Source organism: Streptomyces sp. NPDC020597 (genome assembly GCF_044335095.1).
GTDB lineage: Bacteria > Actinomycetota > Actinomycetes > Streptomycetales > Streptomycetaceae > Streptomyces.
In genome coordinates, this window is record NZ_JBIRUL010000007.1 from 346,809 (window position 1) to 366,447 (window position 19,639).

At 69.3% G+C, this 19,639-nt stretch carries 19 protein-coding genes and 2 pseudogenes; 8 read left to right on the forward strand and 13 right to left on the reverse strand.

The genetic code is table 11. The annotated features are described in order from the left end of the window. The first annotated feature begins 24 nt into the window (after nt 1–24). The gene (locus tag ACH4ZA_RS15725) at nt 25–1,194 is read left to right on the forward strand and encodes an acyl-CoA dehydrogenase family protein (RefSeq protein WP_398429843.1); all 1,170 of its coding nucleotides are present in this window, start codon (nt 25–27) and stop codon (nt 1,192–1,194) included. Between the two features lie 160 nt (nt 1,195–1,354). On the opposite strand, the gene ACH4ZA_RS15730 is transcribed toward ACH4ZA_RS15725, so the two are convergent. The 6 genes from ACH4ZA_RS15730 to ACH4ZA_RS15755 all read right to left on the reverse strand — a co-directional run bounded on the left by ACH4ZA_RS15730 (nt 1,355) and on the right by ACH4ZA_RS15755 (nt 8,450). Beyond that, the gene (locus tag ACH4ZA_RS15730; protein WP_398429845.1) at nt 1,355–2,170 is read right to left on the reverse strand and encodes an SDR family NAD(P)-dependent oxidoreductase; all 816 of its coding nucleotides are present in this window, start codon (nt 2,168–2,170) and stop codon (nt 1,355–1,357) included. Between the two features lie 318 nt (nt 2,171–2,488). Next, nucleotides 2,489–3,019 (reverse strand): hypothetical protein, encoded by a 531-nt coding sequence (locus ACH4ZA_RS15735; RefSeq protein WP_398429846.1) that lies wholly within the window; start codon nt 3,017–3,019, stop codon nt 2,489–2,491. Between the two features lie 343 nt (nt 3,020–3,362). Next, the gene (locus tag ACH4ZA_RS15740; protein ID WP_398429848.1) at nt 3,363–4,403 is read right to left on the reverse strand and encodes an NAD-dependent epimerase/dehydratase family protein; all 1,041 of its coding nucleotides are present in this window, start codon (nt 4,401–4,403) and stop codon (nt 3,363–3,365) included. Further along, a complete protein-coding gene (locus ACH4ZA_RS15745; protein ID WP_398429850.1) occupies nt 4,400–6,439 on the reverse strand; it encodes a fatty acid CoA ligase family protein in 2,040 nt (679 codons plus the stop codon). Before ACH4ZA_RS15745 ends, ACH4ZA_RS15740 begins: the two co-directional genes overlap by 4 nt. After that, a complete protein-coding gene (locus ACH4ZA_RS15750; protein ID WP_398429851.1) occupies nt 6,436–7,392 on the reverse strand; it encodes a hypothetical protein in 957 nt (318 codons plus the stop codon). The genes ACH4ZA_RS15745 and ACH4ZA_RS15750 overlap by 4 nt, the downstream gene beginning before the upstream one ends. 2 nt (nt 7,393–7,394) lie before the next feature. Further along, nucleotides 7,395–8,450, reverse strand: coding sequence for a 3-oxoacyl-ACP synthase III family protein (locus ACH4ZA_RS15755; RefSeq protein WP_398429852.1), 1,056 nt, complete (start codon nt 8,448–8,450; stop codon nt 7,395–7,397). Nucleotides 8,451–8,645: 195 nt separating this feature from the next. Between ACH4ZA_RS15755 and ACH4ZA_RS15760 the strand changes: the two genes are divergently transcribed. After that, nucleotides 8,646–10,040 carry a cytochrome P450 gene (locus ACH4ZA_RS15760; protein ID WP_398429853.1) on the forward strand — a complete coding sequence of 465 codons (1,395 nt, stop codon included), beginning with the start codon at nt 8,646–8,648 and terminating at the stop codon, nt 10,038–10,040. Between the two features lie 28 nt (nt 10,041–10,068). On the opposite strand, the gene ACH4ZA_RS15765 is transcribed toward ACH4ZA_RS15760, so the two are convergent. Continuing rightward, complete coding sequence (locus tag ACH4ZA_RS15765; RefSeq protein ID WP_398429854.1) at nt 10,069–10,935, reverse strand: LuxR C-terminal-related transcriptional regulator; 867 nt, start codon at nt 10,933–10,935, stop codon at nt 10,069–10,071. Between ACH4ZA_RS15765 and ACH4ZA_RS15770 the strand changes: the two genes are divergently transcribed. Then, entirely contained in the window at nt 10,928–11,659 is a 732-nt protein-coding gene (locus ACH4ZA_RS15770; RefSeq protein WP_398429855.1) for a hypothetical protein, read from the forward strand. The two genes, ACH4ZA_RS15765 and ACH4ZA_RS15770, sit on opposite strands and share 8 nt — an antisense overlap. Here ACH4ZA_RS15770 and ACH4ZA_RS15775 read toward each other — a convergent pair. Then, entirely contained in the window at nt 11,577–12,476 is a 900-nt protein-coding gene (locus ACH4ZA_RS15775; protein WP_398429856.1) for an IS5 family transposase, read from the reverse strand. The two genes, ACH4ZA_RS15770 and ACH4ZA_RS15775, sit on opposite strands and share 83 nt — an antisense overlap. Here ACH4ZA_RS15775 and ACH4ZA_RS15780 point away from each other — a divergent pair. Further along, nucleotides 12,377–12,940, forward strand: coding sequence for a hypothetical protein (locus ACH4ZA_RS15780; protein WP_398429886.1), 564 nt, complete (start codon nt 12,377–12,379; stop codon nt 12,938–12,940). The genes ACH4ZA_RS15775 and ACH4ZA_RS15780 overlap by 100 nt on opposite strands. Continuing rightward, the gene (locus ACH4ZA_RS15785; protein WP_398429857.1) at nt 12,907–13,599 is read left to right on the forward strand and encodes a hypothetical protein; all 693 of its coding nucleotides are present in this window, start codon (nt 12,907–12,909) and stop codon (nt 13,597–13,599) included. Before ACH4ZA_RS15780 ends, ACH4ZA_RS15785 begins: the two co-directional genes overlap by 34 nt. Before the next feature lie 82 nt (nt 13,600–13,681). On the opposite strand, the gene ACH4ZA_RS15790 is transcribed toward ACH4ZA_RS15785, so the two are convergent. The 4 genes and pseudogenes from ACH4ZA_RS15790 to ACH4ZA_RS15805 all read right to left on the reverse strand — a co-directional run bounded on the left by ACH4ZA_RS15790 (nt 13,682) and on the right by ACH4ZA_RS15805 (nt 16,454). Further along, a complete protein-coding gene (locus tag ACH4ZA_RS15790; protein WP_398429858.1) occupies nt 13,682–14,752 on the reverse strand; it encodes a hypothetical protein in 1,071 nt (356 codons plus the stop codon). A 179-nt stretch (nt 14,753–14,931) separates the two neighbouring features. Next, complete coding sequence (locus ACH4ZA_RS15795) at nt 14,932–15,618, reverse strand: DUF317 domain-containing protein (RefSeq protein WP_398429882.1); 687 nt, start codon at nt 15,616–15,618, stop codon at nt 14,932–14,934. Between the two features lie 78 nt (nt 15,619–15,696). After that, the gene (locus ACH4ZA_RS15800; protein WP_388818965.1) at nt 15,697–15,978 is read right to left on the reverse strand and encodes a hypothetical protein; all 282 of its coding nucleotides are present in this window, start codon (nt 15,976–15,978) and stop codon (nt 15,697–15,699) included. A 104-nt stretch (nt 15,979–16,082) separates the two neighbouring features. Next, nucleotides 16,083–16,454 (reverse strand): annotated as a pseudogene (locus ACH4ZA_RS15805) (DUF317 domain-containing protein). A 331-nt stretch (nt 16,455–16,785) separates the two neighbouring features. Here ACH4ZA_RS15805 and ACH4ZA_RS15810 point away from each other — a divergent pair. Then, a complete protein-coding gene (locus tag ACH4ZA_RS15810; RefSeq protein WP_398429859.1) occupies nt 16,786–17,418 on the forward strand; it encodes a DUF2461 family protein in 633 nt (210 codons plus the stop codon). Between the two features lie 73 nt (nt 17,419–17,491). Here ACH4ZA_RS15810 and ACH4ZA_RS15815 read toward each other — a convergent pair. Next, nucleotides 17,492–17,673, reverse strand: a pseudogene (locus tag ACH4ZA_RS15815) (IMP dehydrogenase); the annotation flags it as partial. A gap of 566 nt (nt 17,674–18,239) precedes the next feature. Here ACH4ZA_RS15815 and ACH4ZA_RS15820 point away from each other — a divergent pair. Continuing rightward, complete coding sequence (locus ACH4ZA_RS15820) at nt 18,240–18,524, forward strand: hypothetical protein (protein WP_398429861.1); 285 nt, start codon at nt 18,240–18,242, stop codon at nt 18,522–18,524. Nucleotides 18,525–19,364: 840 nt separating this feature from the next. After that, nucleotides 19,365–19,639, forward strand: a 275-nt coding sequence (locus ACH4ZA_RS15825) for a helix-turn-helix domain-containing protein (RefSeq protein ID WP_398429863.1), incomplete at its 3' end; no start/stop codon positions are given.

The following is a 19,639-nucleotide window of genomic DNA, read 5'->3' on the forward strand; positions in this document are numbered from 1 at the left end:
CAGTTCAGCAAGGAGCCCCGCCCCATGAGCACTCTCGACATCCTGTCCGAGGACGAGCAGTTCATCGTCCGTACGGTGCGCGACTTCGTCGACAAGGAGGTGAAACCGGTCGTCCGGGAACTGGAGCACGCGAACACCTACCCCGAGGCTCTGATCGAGCAGATGAAGCGGCTCGGCGTCTTCGGCCTCGCCGTCCCCGAGGAGTACGGCGGCACCCCCGTCTCCACCCCGTGCTATGTCCTGATCACCGAGGAACTGGCGCGCGGCTGGATGAGCCTGGCCGGCGCGATGGGCGGCCACACCGTGGTCGCCAAGCTGCTGCAGCACTTCGGGACCGAGGAGCAGAAGCGCCGGTACCTGCCCAGGATGGCCACCGGTGAGATCCGCGCGACCATGGCCCTGACCGAGCCGGGCGGCGGCTCCGACCTGCAGGCCATGTGCACGGTCGCCCGCAAGGACGGTGATCGCGGATACGTGGTCGACGGGGCGAAGACCTGGATCACCAACTCCCGCCGGTCCGGCCTGATCGCCCTGCTGTGCAAGACCGACCCGGACGCCACGCCGGTTCACCACGGCATCTCGATCCTGCTCGTGGAGCACGGTCCGGGGCTGACCGTCTCCCGTGACCTGCCCAAGCTCGGCTACAAGGGGGTGGAGAGCTGCGAGCTGTCCTTCGAGGACTACCGGGCCCCGGCCGACGCCGTACTCGGCGGTGCGGAGGGCAAGGGCTTCGCGCAGATGATGAAGGGTTTGGAGACCGGCCGCCTCCAGGTCGCCGCCCGCGCGCTCGGCGTCGGCCGGGCGGCGTTCGAGGACGCTCTCTCCTACGCCCAGGAGCGGGAGTCGTTCGGCAAGCCGATCTGGCAGCACCAGTCGATCGGCAACTACCTCGCGGACATGGCCACTTCGTTGACGGCGGCCCGCCAGCTCACCCTGTACGCGGCCCGGGAGGCGGACGCCGGACGTCGGGTGGACATGGAGGCCGGGATGGCGAAGCTGTTCGCCTCCGAGACCGCCATGCAGATCACCCTCAACGCCGTGCGCATCCACGGCGGTTACGGCTACTCCACGGAGTTCGACGTCGAACGCTACTTCCGCGACGCTCCGTTGATGATCGTCGGCGAGGGCACCAACGAGATTCAGCGGAACGTTATCGCGAGGCAGCTCGTCGAGCGCGGCGGTCTGCACGCATGAGGAGCCTTGCCGCTGTGAAGTACCTGCCCGCAGTGGGTGACTGGAATCTCCCCGTGACCGGACCGGATCTGACTTCGATCGGGAGGACTGGCCTGCTTGCTGCCCGAGCTGGACGACGACGAGCTGCGCCGAAGGAATGACGTGCCGTCATACCGGTGTGTCAGCGCTCGGAGAGGCGGAAGTCGAAGGCCACGGCTCCCGGGTCGACGACGGTGGTGCCGCCGTCGACAGTGAGTGTGGCGCCGTTGACATAGGAGGACTGCGGTCCCAGCAGCCACAGCACGGCGTCGGCGATCTCATGCGGCTCGGCGGGGCGGCGCTGGGGCACGAGAGCGGTGACCTCGGCGTAGGACTCCTCGATCCCGAGACCCAGCGGCCCGCCGAACTCCCGCATCTCCTCGTCGGCCATCTCGGTGCGGGTCCAGCCCGGGCAGACGGTGTTCCCGCGCACCCCGCGAGGCCCGAACTCGGCCGCGAGGGTGGCGGTCAGCATGGCGGCACCAGCCTTCGAGGCGGCGTAGGCGGACATGCCCACCGGGGCACGCAGCCCGGCGATGGAGCCGACGGTCACGAAGGCCCCTCTTGATGCGACGAGATGGGGCAGTCCGGCGCGGGCGAGCAGGAACACGGAGGTGAGGTTGGTGCGGAGGGTCGTGTTCCAGTCCTCGTCGCTGAGGTCGAGCACTCCGCCGGGTCGCATGACGCCCGCGTTGGCGACGATGCCGTCGAGGCGGCCGTGGTCCCGCACGACGGCGGCCACCAGTTCCTCGACCTGGGTGCGGTCGGTCACGTCCGCGACGTAGGCGGTGGCACCGCAGTCGTCCGCGACCTTGCGCAGTGTGTCGGGCCGCCGTCCGCAGACGGCGACGCGGGCTCCCGCGGCGGCCGCCTGCCCGGCCACGGCGGCACCGATACCGCTGCTGGCTCCCGCGACCAGGTGGACGGGTTCGTGCGATGCGGATCCAGGACGGTGCATGAGTACTCCCTTGTGAGAAGCGGTCCGGGCCCGCGCCGGCGTACGGCGAGCCCGGACCGGATGAACAACCCTTCGGCTCAGATGCTCGAAGGCTGTCCTGCGGTCAGGTCTGGGCGGCTTCGGCAGAGGCGGGCGCCCGGGCGGGTGCGATGCCGAGACGCGGCGCCACCAGGAGGGCCACCACGATGGCGGCGATGGCGGTGCCAGCGGGCCCAGATGGTGGGTGCCGACACCTTGTACAGAGCGCCGAAGAGGGCGCCGCCGGTGATCGACACACCGACGAGCGAACTCCCCCATACCGGTGGTCTGTTGGCGTGGTCACGCAGCCCCGAGGCACATGGCCAGGTAGATGGCGGCCAGGCTGAACACCCCGAGGGCGGACAGCCAGGCGAACCAGCTGACGTGGTCGGGCAGCCCCGGTACCGCGACCGCGCCCGGAAAGGCCTGACTGACCAGGATCATCGCGGCGAAGGAGGCGCCAAACACGACGATGCCGCCGACCGGGGTGCGCCGACGTGCACTGAGCCTGCCCAGAGATCTCGGCAGCCAGCCGTCGCGGGACATGGTGAGCAACCCGCGGGTGGCCGAGACCGAGATGCCGATGTAGACGGCGAACCAGGCCCAAACGGGCAGGGCGGCAAAGCCGAACTCCGCCTTGAGGACGTCGTGCAGCGTGCCTCCGATGAGGACGGCGATACCCGCTCCCAGGACTAATGCACCCAGGTGGTAGACGTAGCCCGCGGCGGCGCCGACCCGGGCCCCGAGGCCCTCGCCGACGTAGTTGTAGAGCGAGCCCGTGGCCTGGATCCGGCGTGCGTAGGCGGAGACGATCCAGCCGACGCCGAGCATCCCGATCGTGCCCAGGAGAACGGCGAGGTGGGGCGGCGCTGCCTGCGCCCCTCCCCGTGGCGGTAGTGATCCCGACGAGCATCGGCAGCAAAGCGGACACCGTCGGCTGCAGCACGGGGACAGGCAGGGCCACCGGGCGTCCGGGCACTGTGGCGTCGAGCCGAACGGGAACGGGTATGGCGTCGACGGCGGACCGCAGCGCATAGCCGGCCTTGTCATTGGGAACTGCTGCTCGCACCGGGCTCGTTGCTCGCCCTCTACACCGAAGGACTGGTCGAGAACCGGCAGGACTCGATCGACACCGGTCTCACGGCGTTGACCCCTCTGCTGCGGGGCACCGGGCTCACCGCATGGTACGGAGAAACACCTCAAGGCCTCCGAGGGAGCGGACCCAGGTCTCGAACCCGCGGAGGCCGGTCTCCTGGCCGGTCACCGGGACATAGCCGAGGTCGCGTTCGGCGGCACCGATGTCGTAGGTGGTGGAGCGAGTGAGCAGGGCGACCGAGTAGCGGCTGAGCGGGCGCTCGCGGGCGGCCAACAGCGGTAGTTTCCATACGAGTTCGACCGCCTCGACCAGAGCATCCCGGACGAGCGGGGGAATCCGCCGGGTGGGCGGCGGGACACCGAACAGGCCGGCCACCCGTTCCAGGAACTCCCGGACGTCGGCCGGATCCTTGTCGGCGACGAAGTACGCCTTGCCCGCGATGCGTTCGGCCGGGGCGGTGGACGCCAGCAGTGTGGCCGCCACCGCGTTGTCGCAGTGGCAGAGCGAGGCCAGGACGCGCCGGCCGCCGAGGAGGTCGGGGAACCGTCCCGCCGCCATCCTCGCGATGACTCTGGGCAGGAATCCGGCGTGATCGCGCGGGCCCCAGACACCGCGCGGGCGCAGCGCGACGGTGGTGAACTCCCGCTGGTCCGCGGCCAGTACGAGGCGTTCGGCGGCTGCCTTGGTCTCGGAGTAGAGGTTGTGGAAGCGCGTGGGGTAGGGCGCGCTCTCGTCGATGCCGTACCGGTCGCCGTCTCCCACCCGCATCAGCGCGCTGGGGCTGCTGATGAAGACGAAACGCCCCGCGCCCGCGTCCCGTGCCGCGTCCAGCAGGAGCCGGGTGCCGGTGACATTGCTGTTCCAGAACTGTGCGCGGGTCCCGTGCTCGACGACGCGCGCGGCACTGTGCTGGACGACGTCGACCCCTTCGACCGCGCGCCGCAGCGAAGCGGCGTCGCCCAGGTCTCCGTACGCCAGTTCCAGCCCCGGGAGGGCACACAGCCGACTCAGCTCGCTGGTTTCCCGGACGAGCGCCCTGACCTGGTGGCCCTGGCGCAGTGCGGCGTCCACCAGATGTCCGCCGAGGAATCCGGACGCGCCGGTGACCAGGATCTTCATGGCTTCCTCCGGCTGGGCGCGGGCTTCGGCAGGCCGTGCCACCATGCCGCGCCGTAGAGCATGGTGCGGCCGATCACGGCCGCAGGGCGGTGGCCAGCGGCGCGGCCGCGCTCCATGGCCCAGGGGATCTGGGCCGCATGGGCGACGACACACAGAAAGGCGTCCGCCCACCACAGCGTCCGCAGGAGCGGCTGGTCAAAGGGATGGACGAGCCCTGCCAACAGATAGGCCCAGCCGACCAGGGGTACGGCGCGTTGTGCCCGGTCGCGCGCGGATGCCGGGGCGCGGCCCGGCGCCGGGTGTCCGCCGGCCCAGCGCCCGAGCAGTTCCCTGTCAATCTTGGCGTTGTGCCGGATGTCCACCGGGAAGGCAGGGTGCCGCAGGAATTCCGTCAGTCCTCTGGTCACCCGTTCCCGGGCGGCCAACTGCCGCAGTTCCTGGACGACGCGCCGCCACTGGGCGTCGCCGACTCCCGGTTCGGTCTCGACACAGACCACCGGCCGCTGTGCGCCGGGCTCTCCGACGCCCACCAGCGCGGTGCGCCGGACCTCCGGGTGCGCGTTGAACACCCCCTCGCAACTGACCGTGTGCAGTTCCCCGTCGGAGGTGTGCACGACCTGGGAGCGGCGTCCGCAGAACCACAGCCTTCCCGAGGTGTCGAGATAGCCGAGGTCGCCGGTACGGTGCCACAGCCGCACGGTGCCGTCGGGGCGCTCCTCGCGGATCTTGTGCCGGGCGTCGGCTGCGGGGTCGGCGTGGTAGCGGCGGCTGACCGACTCCCCGGAGAGGACGATCTCGCCGGTCTCCCCCGCCGGAAGGACCGACTCGGGCTGCCAGCGGGACACCGGTGCGTCCGGCACCCGGACAATCCGTACCTCGGTTCCGGGCAGGGGACGGCCGACACAGGTGCCCGCGCCCCGCGCCGACAGAACCGCGGTGTCGGCGAGTATGTCCGCGGACTCGATGGACGAGATCGGCAGCGCCTCGGTCGCGCCGTAGGTGACGTGGAGCGCCGCTTTCGGGCCCAGGGCTGTACGGAGGTCGGCGACCACCTCCGGGGCCACCGGGGCGCCGCCCGCCGCGGCGAACCGCAGATCCGGCAGGTCGGTCGGGTGCTGCGCCAGGTACCGTCCGAGCACCCGCAGCAGGGCCGGGGAGGCGGCGAGGGTGGTGGCCCGGAACCGGGTCATGGCCTCGATCAGCGGCTCCGGGCGGGCCTGCGCGATCTTGGCCGGGGAGAGTGGGGCGAGCACCACAGTGGATCCGAAGAGCAGATCGAGGATGCCGTACATGGGCAGCGTGACCAGCGAGATGTCCCGGCCGTCGTAGCCGAAGGCCTCCTGTGCCTGCCGGGCCATGGCCGCGGTCATCCGGTGGGTGTACTCCACGCCCTTGGCTGGGCCGGTGCTGCCCGTGGTGAAGACGATCATCAGTAGGTCGTCGCCGCCGGGCCGCGGCGCGGAGTCAGCGGTGGCCGGGAGTCCGGCGTGTTCCTGCCGTTCCGGCCCTCCCGGCCGCTGAAGCCGCTGAAGGGTTTCGCCGCCCCAGAACCAGCGACGGCCCAGGGTGATCCGGGTGCGTATCCCGCCGAAGGTACGGCGGCCCAGGACGCGTACGGCGTGGGCGAGCGGCGGGCCGATGAACGCCTCCGCGCCCACCTCTCGGTAGCAGTGCAGCATGCGACGGAGCCCCATGCCCGGGTCCACCAGGACGGGGACCGCACCGACCCGGAACAGGGCGAAGGCCATCGCGAAGAGGTCGGGGCCGGGGCGTGCCATGAGTACCGTGCGTGTGCCCCGGACCAGTCCGGCCCGGACGAAACCGTCCGCCAACCGCTCGACCCGGTCCTGGAGTTGACGATAGGTCAGCTCTCCGTAACGGATCTCTCGGCCGCTGCCGGAGCGATGGCCGGGGCCGCGTCCCTCCGGATGGAGGATCGCCGTCTTGTCGGGGTGCGTGCGGGCGTTGTGCGCCAGGATCTCGGCCAGGCCGATGCCCCGGTCGACGAGGAGCCCGGACGGCCCGGCGGCCGTCACGCGGTCACCTGCCCGGCGAGGGCCGCCGCGGCCGTGCCCCCGGCAGGCCCGGCCGGGAATTCGTAGTGCGCGCACGCCACGCTCAGCCCGGCGCCGGCGGTGACGAAGAGCAGCCGGTCACAGCCGTCGGAGACGCCCTCGGCCAGTGCCCGGAGGTAACCGAGCAAGGGTGCGGCCGTGTGCGGCTCACCGTCCGTCGTATCCGGTGCCTCGGGCGCCATGACGGCCGCTGGGGCCGGGGTCAGCCGCTGAGCCAGCAACTGCGGGAAGCCCGCGGTGGGCCGGTTGCAGATCAGGAGAGTACGGTCCAGGCTCGTGCCCTCCTCACGGACGTGGTCGATGACGCTGCGGACGGTGAGGTCGAGCAGCCGTTCCTCCCAGTCGTCGTCGCGCTCCACCGAGATCCTCCAGCGTCCTTCGGTGCCTACGCGCGCCATGTCCACCAGACCGGCCGTGCCCACGGGACCCCGCGCGCCGTACGTCCGTACCCGTCCGAAGCCACCGTCGCCGGAACGCTCCAGGAGCAGGGCGGCGCCCAGGTCGGCGTACGGATAGTCGGGGTCGTCGGCAGCGCGCCCCGCCGGATGGGTGTCGGCGGCGGTGATCAGCACCCGCTCGGTGCTGCCCGTGTTCAGCAGGGTCTGTGCGACCTGTACGGCGTTGAGCACTCCGCAGGCACCGTTCATCAGGTCGAAGGAGAAGCCTGCGGCCGGCTCGGCCAGGTAGTCCAGACTGATGCCGACGTCCTTCTGCACCATGGCGGCCATCGCCGGTTCAGCGGTGTTGTCCTCGCGGTAGACACCGACGTTGATGAGTACGCCCACCGCCCGGGGCGGCACCCCGGCCTGGGAGAGGCACTCGTTCGCGGCCCGCGCGGCCAGCCGTACCGAGGTCTCGGACGTGTACCCGAGTGGCGGCGCCGCGACGGCGGCGGCCCTGATGACCGTACCCACCGTCACACCTCCAGCTCGGAGATGGAGGCGGAGAGGGCGCCGAGGACCAGGCCCGAGGCGCTGGGCACCAGGAGGAACTTGGAGCCCGGGCCGGCGGTTCCGGCCTTCAGATGCTGATGGAGCACCATGAAGTGCGAGGTGCTGGACGTGTTGCCGAGTTCGCGCAGCACCGAGAGGCTCTCCGGCATGGAGACACCGAGCACGGACTCCCCCGTCTCGTTGTACAGCTCGACGAACCGGGCGCCGACCTGGTGGTGGATGACGTAGTCGAACTTCTCGCTCGCGAAGTCGGTGCCGTTCCTGGCGAGGAAGTCGCGGTGGAAGAGCGGCCAGAACTTGCGCCGGTCCTCCTCCTGCATGCGCTGGTGCTCCGTGTAGAGCGCCAAGCCGGCCGAGCGGTCGCTGGGCATGCCCTTGCACAGGTGGGAGTACTCGGAGCAGGTCATCATCTCGACGTAGTGGATGCGGTCGGCGTCGTCCCTCGACTCGTCGAGGATGACCGCCGCGGCGGAGTCCCCCACCGTGAGGGAGGCGAACTGCGGGTCGCGGACACTTCTCAGCTCGGCCGCCGCGGTGCGTGCCACCGCCGTGATGTGCTCGCCGCTGACGACCATCCCGTTTCTGACCAGTCCGTCCCGGATCATCCGGTCGAGGACATAGACACCGGTGATCATTCCCGCGCAGGCGTTGGAGATGTCGAAGTTGATGGCCGAGTGGGCGCCCAGGTCCTCGCAGAGCATGCGGGCGAACGACGGCTCGAAGTGCAGGTTGTCCCCGCCCTTGGCCCGGCTGATGGACGCCGAGATCACCACGTCCAGTTGGGCCGCGTCGTAGCGGGAACGGGCGAGTGCGTCCCGCGCCGCGGCGAGGGCCAGATGGAAGGAGTCCTCTCCGGCGTCGATGTCGGCGACCCGGCGCTCGGCGACCCCTGTGATCCTTTCCAGGAACAGCCTGGGCACCTCGGTGACCTGGGCTGCCAGATCGGCACTCGACTGCACGGCGGAGGGCAGGCATGCCCCCAGTGCTTCGAAACGGCTGTACCTCGAGTCCGTCACCATTGCCGCCTTCTCACCGCCCTCGTCCCGCGACGGGCTTGCCACCACGGGCTCCCACTACGTCCCGAACATCGTTGGCGGCCTTGGCCGTTCGGGGCTTCCCGCAGGTCCGTAGTCCGCTGCCACGTATCCGCGTGGTCCCGTGGGCGGGGAGCGTTTGCCACGCTCGACGGGACAAGTACGCGAGGAGGGGAAGCCATGGCGGAGACATCTGTGCCCGGCCCGGCGGGAAGGCCGTTGATCGGCTCACTGCTGGAGTTGCGGCGCGATCCGATCGGCGCCCTGGCGCGGGCCCGGCGCGAACACGGCGACGTGGTCCGCCTCACCGGGGGCCTGCCCGGACTGCGGATGAAGCTGTACGCGGTCTTCTCGGCCGAGGGCGTTCAGGAGGTGCTGGCTTCCCAAGCGGTGAACTTCCGCAAGGACAACCACATTTACGAAGAGATCCGGGAGTCCATCGGAAACGGCCTGGTGACGAGTCAGGATGACGAGTATCTGCGTCAACGCCGCCTGATCCAGCCGCTGTTCACCAACCGCCGGGTGCAGGGATACGGCGACGCCGCCTATACGCAGGCGGCGTCCCTCGCCGAGCGGTGGGGCAGCGCGCCCGACGGGGTGGTGGACCTCGTCACCGAGATGCCCGACTTCACCGTCCGTACGCTGTCGAGCATTCTCTTCGGCGCCGACATGGACACCGCCGTCGAGGTGATACGCCGGCGTCTGGAGCACTTCGTCACGTACACACTCGACCGCGGCTTCTCGCCGGTCAACATCCCGCGCCACTGGCCCACCCCGGCCAACCGCCGTGCGGCGGCCGGACAACGGGAGCTGTACGCGGTCTGCGACCGCATCATCGCCGAGCGACTGAGCGGGCGGGCCGGTTCGGGGGCCGCGGCACACAGCGGCGCCCGGGGCGACGACATGCTGAGTCTGTTCATCGATGCCCACAGCGAACACGGTGAGGCAGTGGTCGCGGACGAGCTGCGCGACCAGTTGCTCGTCTTCCTCCTGGCCGGCAGCGAGACCACCGCGACCTCACTCGCCGTCGCGCTGCACCTGCTCGCCAGCCATCCCGAAGCGCAGGAACGGGCCCACGCGGAGATCGACGGGGCGCTCGCCGGACGACGTCCGGGGGCCGCCGACCTCGAAGACCTCCCGTATCTGACAATGGTGCTCAAGGAGGCGATGCGCCTCCACTCGCCCATCCAGTTCATCGGCCGCCGCTCGGTCGAGGACATGGTCATCGGCGGCCACCGCATACCGGCGGGTGCAGATGTCGTCGTCTGCTCAGGGGTGACCCACCGCCATCCCGCGTACTGGCCGGACCCGGACCGTTTCGATCCCGAGCGTTTCTCACCGGAGGCTGAGGCGGGCCGCCACCGTTATGCGTGGTTCCCGTTCGGCGGGGGCCCGCGGGCCTGTATCGGACAGCGCTTCTCCATGCTGGAGTCGGTCCTGTGCCTGGCGGTACTGCTGCAACGGTTCACCATCACTCCCGTGGACACCGGGGTCGAGCTGGGCAGGGCACTGATGATCCAAGACCTCGGCAGGATCCGCTGCCGGACGGTGCCCCGCTCGCCGGGCAGCCCGTAGGTCTGCGTCGGGTACGCCTTGCCGCGCCCTAGCCGCCGAGTACGCTGGCCAGCCGTACTCGGGACCGGACTCCCGCCTTCTGGAAGATCCGGCGCAGATGGAAGTCGACGGTGTGCGGAGAGACAAAGAGCCTGGCCGCCACCTCCCGGTTGGTGAACCCCTCCCCCACCAGCCGGGCGACCGCCCGCTCGGTCTCGGTCAGGGATGCCCAGGAGAATCCCGGAGCTGCACCGCGGGCCCCGGATCCACCGCTGATGCCGGTCTCGCCCTGGGCTCCGCTTTCACCGCGAACCCCGGCTTCAATTCGGGAACACAATTCTCGCTGTATTCCGGAAACCCGCTCGACATCGCTGAGGCAACCGATTTCCCGGTAGATTCCGGCCGCTTTCCGCAGTTGGCTCTCCGCTTCAGTCCGCTGGCCCGCCGAACCGGCCATCAGTTGCCTACCCAGGTCCTCGCTGGCCAAGGCGCTGGCCCATGGGTCATGGTGCTCGGCCGCGGCCCGGCGGAGGCCCCCGGCGTCGCGGTCCAGGAGGCTTTGGGCATGCAACTGCCCCAGCGGAGACGTCCGGCCGGCCGACTCGACGACCGCCTCGGCGCACTTCCGGTCACCGGCCCGCAGCATGACGCGTACGAACCAGGGCGCCGCACCCGGCTCCAGCTCGAACAGATCGCCGTCGGTGAGCAGCCGGGGCTGCTCCGCGGCGAGCCGGGACACCGTGGGCGCGGCGCCGTTCGACGCCGCCGAGAACTGGATCAGTAACCAGTTGTACCGGGCGATCTGGTCGGCCGACGCCGCACGCGGGGCCGCCTCGATATGCCGGGCGGCGGCCACGAGATCGCCCCGGCGTATCGCGGCCATCGACAGCACGGAACGAGAGAAGAAGGTGTGCATAGCAAAGCTATCCCACATCCTGATCAGGGAAACGCTTAGTGCGTTGTGGCAAAGGGAGTCCCTGCTCGATGAGCAGGGGCTTCTTCGTGTGCGGGGCATGATTGCGACGGGGCAGGGACAGGCAGCGGGCGGCTTGTTGTTGATCGAGGAGGGTGCGATGCCGTCGGTGCTGGGGTTGATGGAACAGCGTGAGGCGCGGGCGAGGCAGGATCTGGAGTCCTGGACGGAGGTCCTGGAGCAGGCTCAGGCCGAGGTGGATGCCGCGCGGGAGCGGGTCGAGCGGGCCCGGGTGGGGCGTGAGGAGCTCGTGTCGGTGCTGGCCGGGGAGGGCCCGGTGACGACGCCGGTTTCCGTGCCGTCCGGTGGTGAGACGGCTGCTGCCGTGGGATCGGGCGGCCCGGGCGTGGGGCATGGCGAGCGGCCGCCGGTGTGGCGGTCGGGCATGGGCGAGGAGGTGCTCAGCGGCCTGTATCGGGAGGTGTTCGCCGCGGTGGTGGCTGCTTCGGGGCCGGTGAACGGGGTGGAGCTGACGCGGGCGGTGGGCCGGGAAGCGGAGATCAAGAACGAGGTGGAGAAGATCCGTCACCGTGCCTATGTGCTGGAGAAGCGGGGCTGGCTGGTGCGGGCGAGGGACGGACGGTTCATGCCCGCGCCCGGAGCAGTCGACCGGGACGCTTCTCAGGCCAGCGCGGAGCGTCCCCGGCTAGGCGCCGGGACAGCCTGATCACGGCAGCCCACCACACCATCTGGACGTGGTGGTCGAGGCGGCGTTCGTGGTCGCGGTTGAGGCGGCGTGAGCGGGCAAGCCAGCTCAGCGTGCGCTCCACCATCCACCTGCGGGCCAGTACGACAAATCCGCGCCGCCCGTCAGCGCGGCGCACGACCTCGACGCGCACCCCGTGACGGGCGAACGCCTCGGCCAAGGCCGGGCCCTGGTAGGCGCTGTCGACCCACACCAGCTTCAGCAGTTGGCCCGGCTGGTCCATGAACGTCTCCAGCAGTGCGGGGGCGGCCTTGGAGTCGTGCACATCGGCCGTCGTCACGGTCACCTCCAGGAGCAGACCCTCGGTATCGGTCAGGATGTGACGCTTGCGCCCGTCACGTGACTTGCCGCCGTCGTATTCGCGACTGTCCTCGCCGACGGTCTCGGAGGCGTCCACCGACTGACTGTCGATGACTCCCGCGCTGGGCTCAGTGTTGCGGCCTGAGCGTTCCCTCGCCGTGCGGCGCAGGCGTTCGTGCAGTTCACGTACGTAGCCGCAGGCCCGCCAGCGGCGGAAGAAGTCGTAGACCGCCCGCCAGTACGGGAAGTCGACCGGCATGGCCACCCACTTCACGCCGTGGGCTTGCCTGTCCGTGGCGATCGCGGTGAACAGAGGGTGCGCCAGGTTCTCGCGGGCCGCGTAGCCATCTTCGGCACCGGCCGTCCAATGGAGACCGCATGTTCCGACGCAATCGTGCGGACCGAGAGTTCCGTGAAGCCCAGCGTGCCGGCCAGGCGGTGCTGGCGATGCACACCGAGCTGCCGCTGCCGGACGCACCCGACCCTGTCGCTGCCTCGGCGGCGCCGACAGCCACGGTGTTGCCCGACTTCCTGCCGCCGGACTTCCGGGCACCGTCCCGCCAGGACGTCTCGGGGTTCATGATGCGCTGGGACCTGCCGCTCGTCATCGACGGCGAGGTCCACGCGTGCCACTGCGGTGCGTACCGGAACTGGATCGTCTTCAACATGCGCGACGGCTCGGTGTGGCTCCGCTGCCTGGTCGGCCACGAAGCGGAGGAGATCCGGCTGAACACCGCCTGGTACAACCGCAACTCAGGTCGGTCGACCACTTCCACCCCACTCTCGAAGACGGACTGCGCCACCTCGGCCGCTGAAGCCCGAAACCCCTCCTCCCACCCCTGCGTTCGTCGGCACCCGGAGGGCCGACTCGGTCAGACCCTCCATCTCGCACTATCAAGGGGTTCCGCATGCGCTGTTCCACCACGACCGCCCTCAGCCTGAGCGCCCTCACCGTCCTCGCCCTGACCGGCTGCTCCAGCAACACCGAGCCCGCCGGAGCCTCGGCGGCGTCCTCCGCACCCGCACACCGGGGCGGCGCACCCTCGGCATCCGCGCCGCTGTCCTCCACCGAGCTGAACAAGCGGCTGCTGAACGAGAGCGACCTGGGCGAGGGTTACTCCCACAAGCCCGAGCCCGCCCTCTGGAACGACGACGTCACTGTCATCGGCTGCCCGGCGCAGGAGAACCTGGGCAGCAACCCGGCCACCGGCTCCGGCTTCGACTTCATGGGGGAGGCGAAGGAGTCCTTCACCTACACCGGCAGCAGCAACTCCGAGGTGAGCGAGGAGCTGTACAGCGACGGCCCGGCGAAGCTGTCCAAGGGCATCGGGAAGGTCTTCGACGCGATGCTCTCCTGCCCCTCGTATCAGGTGACCTCGGGCAGCACGGTCGTCGAGATGGGCACCGAGAAGACGTCCGCGCCGAACCTCGGCGACGAGCAGTGGAGCCAGCTGCTCGCCTACTCCGCCGGCGGACGGCGCAGCGTCGTCAAGCAGACGGCGATCCGCATCGGCAACATCCTGGTCATCGTCTCCGGCTCGCCGGGCCTCGTCGACGCTCACCTGGACAAGGCGCTCGCCAAGGCCCGTACCGCACGCTGACCCGCTCCTCCAGCTGCCCCGGAGTCCGGGCCTGTCCGTCCGTCCGACAGGCCGGACACCGGGGTTTCGGCGTGTGAGGCGATCAGCTGGCGAAGCGGAGTTCGCGGGGCTCGTAGCGGAGTTGGAATGTCTGGGCGTGCTCCCCGTCCATCCAGTACAGGGTCATGGTCGACAGCATGCTGCGCTTGACATACCGAGTCCGCGCGGGCATCCCTTCGTCCTGTTCGACGATCCAGGCTTCCACCCGCTCCGGCAGACCGAACCTCAACGCGTATGCAGTTGGGTGCTCCGCGGAGCGCAGTTCCCAAACCGGATGTGACGCTGCCTGATTGATGCGACGCAGGCGCACCGCGTGCGTGGGGTGCGCTCTCGCGTAATCCACGAAGGCGTACAGATCATCCGAGGCCAGTCCCAAGACGAACGCCGCTGCAGGAAAGGCCAGGACAAGCCCCAGCTGCGACCGGCTGTGCAGGGCCTGCGCCAGGTAATCGAGTGGTACGCGGAACGAATCGGTCAGGTCCACGGCGTCGTACATATCCAGCAGCGGGCCGCGAAGGTATGCCCGTATGTCGCGCACCTTCGGCCGCTCGGCCGCGGGAGTCACTTCGAGTGCTGCGTGAATCGTGTCGGCGGTGGTCTCGACGAGATTCCGCAGTACAGCGAAGTCCGGTGCGGAGAGGTCAATCAGGGATATCTGGTGGGCCAGAGCGTAGTCCTGCGCCTCCAGGCTGAAGCCGGATGTAGAGAAGATCGCGTAGCTATAGCGGTATCGCGTCCGCGGCCGGCCAGTCCCTGGGGCGGTGAGCGTGGTGGTCTCGCCCTCGTTCACGTCGTGGATCACGCCGTGGCCGTTGCGTACAGTGGGCAGACCAACTGGCGTTGTGGTCAGGTACTTTGCCTCCACGAACAGGCGGACAGGCAGTGAGAACGGCGGGACATACCGGAACTGTCCGAGCGCGTCGACCTGGTGCCACGCCCCGCGTCCACGGACCAGCAGACCGTTCTTGTCCTGCTTCAACACCTTCCATGGCTCTTTGTCCTTGTCGTCGTTAGCCGTGAGGACTTCGAAGCCGCTGGACCGCAACAACCAGGCCAGCACCTCCTCCAGGAGGTAGCCACGCAGTGGTCCTTTGCCGATTACTTTGCCTGCCACGACGGCGATCGTACGCACGACCTGGATCTTGGTTCCAGGGCGCCGTCAGGGATTCGCTGATGCCGGTACGGCGAAGGCCCGGTGGTTCCACTCCCGTGAAGGGAGTGGAACCACCGGGCCTGGAAGAGGGGACATCCCCCGCCGATTCCCCGCCTCGGTCACCGGCTATGAGCAGGTCGTCAGCCGCGTCGTACGACGGTGAGACGGTCCTCCGCTCCCTCGGGCAGCGTGCGACGCGGTACCGGACCGGGTCCTGCGAGGGACGAGGCGAAGGCCGCGACCAGCTCGTGCGGGGTACTCGCGCTGAAGCTCGCGCACCACAGGTACGGCGCCCCGAGCACGGGCTCCGCCCACGCCTGCCACCCCAGAAGGTCGTCACGGGGGTCGGCGTCGTGGATGAGCGGCGGCAGCATCTCCAGCGAGACGTTCGTGGAGAAACCGGGGTCGGTGGCAGTCGTGTGCGGACGGTCCATGTCGCGCAGCCAACCCCGCGCGCTGAGCGCGGTGAGCACCGACTCGGCGTTCTCGAGCCCGGTATCGGGTGTCTCGCTCGCGTCGAGCGCGAGGAGGAAATCGGTGAGCGCCTCGTGCGGTACGCCAGCGGTGAAGTACGCGTTCCACTCGGTCAGGGCCGAGGCGGCGTGCAGGCGAGCGGAGAGCTGCCAGGCCACCGAGAGACCTCCCAGCTCGAACGGGTAGGCGGCGAGGATCCACTCGGCGCCGCATAGGCCGTCGGGGCTCACATAGAGCAGGGTGTTGCGGGAGGTCGGCCACATGCGCCAGCGGAGCTCGGTCAGTGTGTCGCCGATTCGCTCGGCGAGGACGCCGTCATCACCGGCCAGGTGACGCGGGGTGACCCAGTACACCGGATCCGGCAAGATGGGGTGGGATGGATCGATGGGATGGCGGGGATGCAGGGGCGCCTCCGTGGGTTCGGGGGTGAATCACTGGCCGCCGTTCGGCCCGGCCGCGCCGCGTCGGCGGCGCGGGGGCGCCTCGACCGGGTCCTGCCAGGTCAGCGCGACGGCCACGGCGGGCGGCAGCGAGCCGAACTGCTCGGCCTCCGGGGACTCGGCGATGTAGACCATCGGCCGACCATGCTCGTCCACCGTCTTCTCCACGCCGCCCAGACGGTGGGCCATGGGGAAGAAGGGGTTGATGGCAAGACGGACGGGTGTGTCGCGGTCGCAGGTGGACAGCAAGTCGAGGATGTCGCCGACGGTCATCTCGGGCGAGTGCGGGTCCAAGACGTTCTCCTAGCGGTAGCGGACGAAGCCGCGAGAGCAGGGGCAGGGTACGCGTCGCGTATATAAGGAAGAGAATGCGCCCGTCACAGGGGCCGGGAGGTTGACAGGATCCAGGCCACGACGCCGGCAACGATCTCCGCTGGCGTGTCCGTACCGAAGGCCATCCGGTAGCCAGGGACGTTGGCGGTACCGGTAACGGCGATGGCCCAGCCCTCACCCGTCACTCAGTCTTCGTCAGCGCCGCCGGGCCGGCCGTTCGGGAAGTAGCCGAGGTAGAACCGGCCGTCGCGCGAGCTGACGTGCACGTCGGCGCGGTCGTCGACGATGTGCGTGAAGTCGGCCTCCGAAAACTGGTCGATCACCTCCATCGCCTGGCCGGCACCGAGCTTCCAGGAGCGGAGCCGCAGGGCCGCGACCGTCGTGGTGAATCCAGGTTGCGCGGCATCCAATGCCACAGCATCACCTTTCTGACCTGGGGTTTTCCGGAAGGTCGTTCAGGTTGACATGCCGTTGCAGCGTCCACCAGCCCTTTGGGCGATCTTCCTTGTCTGCCACCGGCGAACTGTCCGTTGACGGCGATGTGGGATCTCAAGTTCGGCTGCCTAATCTCACTGCCCGCTGCATAGCGAAAGCACTCTCCGTGCTTCTCAACGAACTCGCCCACCGTGCACGGCACATCGACCTGGCCGGCGAGCCCCGCCGCCGCACCTCCCACCTTGTCTGGGGTTACGCCTCCCTGCCCGTCTTACTCTCCGCGGCGGATCATGGGTGAGCTATCCTCCGCGCATGCGAGGACAGTTCACCGGCTGGCCGGAGCAGGCCATGGACGTGTTGTGGCAGCTCCAGGGCGAACCGACCCACGCGACGCGCGAGCGCTGCCGGGCGGACCGCGAACGCCTGGTCCGGCAGCCGATGATCGCCCTGCTCAACGAGGTCGCGGACACCGATCCCCGGTACGAGGACTTCTCCGTCTGGCACTACCGCACCGACTCCTGGTGGTGGCAGCACCAAGGCGCGGTGATCCGGCTCGGCCGCAAGATCGAGATCGGTCTCCGGTTCGACCTGGACGGCCTGCGGATCCAGGGCGCCTGGTGGTACCCCGATCCCGGCCAGGTGGACATGTTCCGCAAAGCCGTGGCCTCCGAGGGGAGCGGCCGCGAACTGTCCGCCATCGTCGAGGACGTGCGGAACAAGGGCTACGACGTCTCCGGGGACGTGATGAAACGCCCCCCGCGCGGCTACCCGACCGACCACTCCCGTACGAACCTGCTGCGCCACCGTTCGCTGATCGCCGCCCGTCCCCTCGGCTGCGAGCAGTGGCTGCACACCCCCGAGGCGGTCGACCGGGTCCTCTCGGCCGCCGCCGACCTGGATGCCCTGCTGATGTGGCTGGTCCGCCACGTGAAGCGCGCCGCCTGACATCACGAGGGCGCTGGCGGCACGCGAGGAACCACGCCCGTGCCGCCGGCCCCCGCACTCTGACGGTGTTGCGCACTTTCAGCGCCGACCGGTCATCCATCGCCCGATAACCGTCCGGCACCTCGGCCAGGGAGACGGCACCGTCGACGACAGACCCGGATCGAGGGCCCCGGAGAGCGCACTCGGCAGGAGTTTGGGAATGCAGGCGCGGGCCGGGGCGATGCCCCCGCGCAGCGTGACGTTGCGGTCGAGCATCCGGCGGCAGAACGAACTCCGACCGCAAAGCCGTCCCGGGTCATAGCGGGCCGTGAAACATCGCAGGTCAGCGATCTGACCCTACAGCAAGGTCAGTCGTGTGCAACCTGTTGACCTGGGCCGACTAGGTTGGATGTCAACCAGTGGTGGCGTATCTGGGAGCTGACATCACTTCTCGCCTCCGCTGCCCTCTACCGCGCCATGGTCCGCCCAACCCGTCCGAGACCCGGCAGCCACTGATGCTGACCGACACGCGGCTGCCGGGCTGACGTCAGGATCGAGCCCGCGCTTCAACTGCTGAGTGCGTTGTGGCAAACCGGATCTTGTTCGAGCGGCAGCGGGTGGTCGTCTGGACGGAGGTTCGGGTGCGGTCGCGGGCATGAGAGAACGGGCCCCTTGGTAGTGACGCGGTTACGACACCAGCACGACCAGGAAGCCCGTTGCCTGATCAGTTGAGCAGCACCACTGTGGCTGCGTCTACCGCGGTCACCCCTGGGTGTGACTGCTACGTACACCGGTTCGGTTCGCTCGCCCCGGGACGGCGGGCAGGCTGCTATCCGAGTGACATGACGGATGTGGAGTGGGCCGAGGTCCGCGCCGCGATGCCGGTGCCGGCCTGGCTGCTGAAGAGGGGCGGGCGTCCGGAGGCGTACTGCCATCGCGAGATGCCCGACGCTGTGCGCTATCTGGTCGACAACGGCGGCCGCGCTCTCGTGCATGCCTGCGCCCTCGGGGCAGGGACTATTCAGGGCGAGTTGCAAGAACAGCTGACGTCGGCTCTCAGCGCCAGCGACATCGTGATCCGGGACAGCCTTGCGCGCTTCTCCAATTCCGGGCGTGCAACTCGGTGAGCTGCGTGAGTGATCAGCCAGCCTCCCTCTTCCCTCAAACAGTCGTGCGCTGCCGGGATTTGGTGCCGACCTCGGTCAGCTGATCACTGCAGCGCAGTAGCACTGGACCATGGGCATCGCACGCATTGGTCACCGTCCGAGAAGTCGGCCGGATCCACAGCGGGGATCATCAAGAGGCGAGTGGCTCTGCGTGACGAGGCTCCGGCATTCGCCCACGGCAGACGAGAAAGTGGCCCACGGGACTGGAACCCCGTTCGGGATCATGTCAACGTACAACGACCCTGAAAACGCCAGGTCAGCCATGAGTCGCGCCATTGAAGGTCAGCCTGCAGAGGGGCTGACCGCTATGGCAGTACGCATCCCGCGCTGCTCGGTCTCACGACCGTGTCCCGCTCCGAGGAGGTCCATCTGTCGAGTCCCACCTTCCAGTTCGTCCTCATCACGCGCCCTATCCCGCTCGGCGCCGCGAACGCCTGGACTGCCCCGGGGACGGAGGGCTTTGGCGCCATTTCCAGGGCTCTGCCTCTTCGTGTCTGCACGCCAGGATCTGGTGTAACGCGGTAACCGCCGTGGCCGAGGGGCCACTACGTGCATCGCTGCGCACCGCAGTACCGCAACGCGCAACGGCGCCTGGGTTGTTGGCGCTGTGAGGTAGTAGGGCCCGTGACCTCGATCGGCTCACCGGCGGCAGGCTGCCCGTGCTCGTCACGGATGGCGCACCCTCGTCCTCCGCTCGTACCGCGTGATCGAGGCGGAAACAGGCGCGATGAGCAGCCTTCGTAGTGCAGGGCGATACATATTGATCCGAAACGGTAGGTGTTCTGAGTCGTTGATCCCTGCGTGAGTGAACTGGTGGGAGACGCAAGGCAGTTGTCGCCGTCGGCGCAGGAGGCCCTTCGGCTGCGGGCGGTGGCCGCGTTGGTGGCCGGCCGGACGCGTGAGGATGTCGCGGCGGTGTTCCAGGTCTCGCTCAAGGCCGTGGACAACTGGTGGGCGAAGTGGCTTGCCGGCGGACGCGAAGCGCTTGTGGCCCGGCCGCGTGGGCGCCGGGTCGGGGAACATCAGGTTCTCGACGCGGTCGAGCAGCAGGCGGTCCGGCAGGCCGTACTGGATCA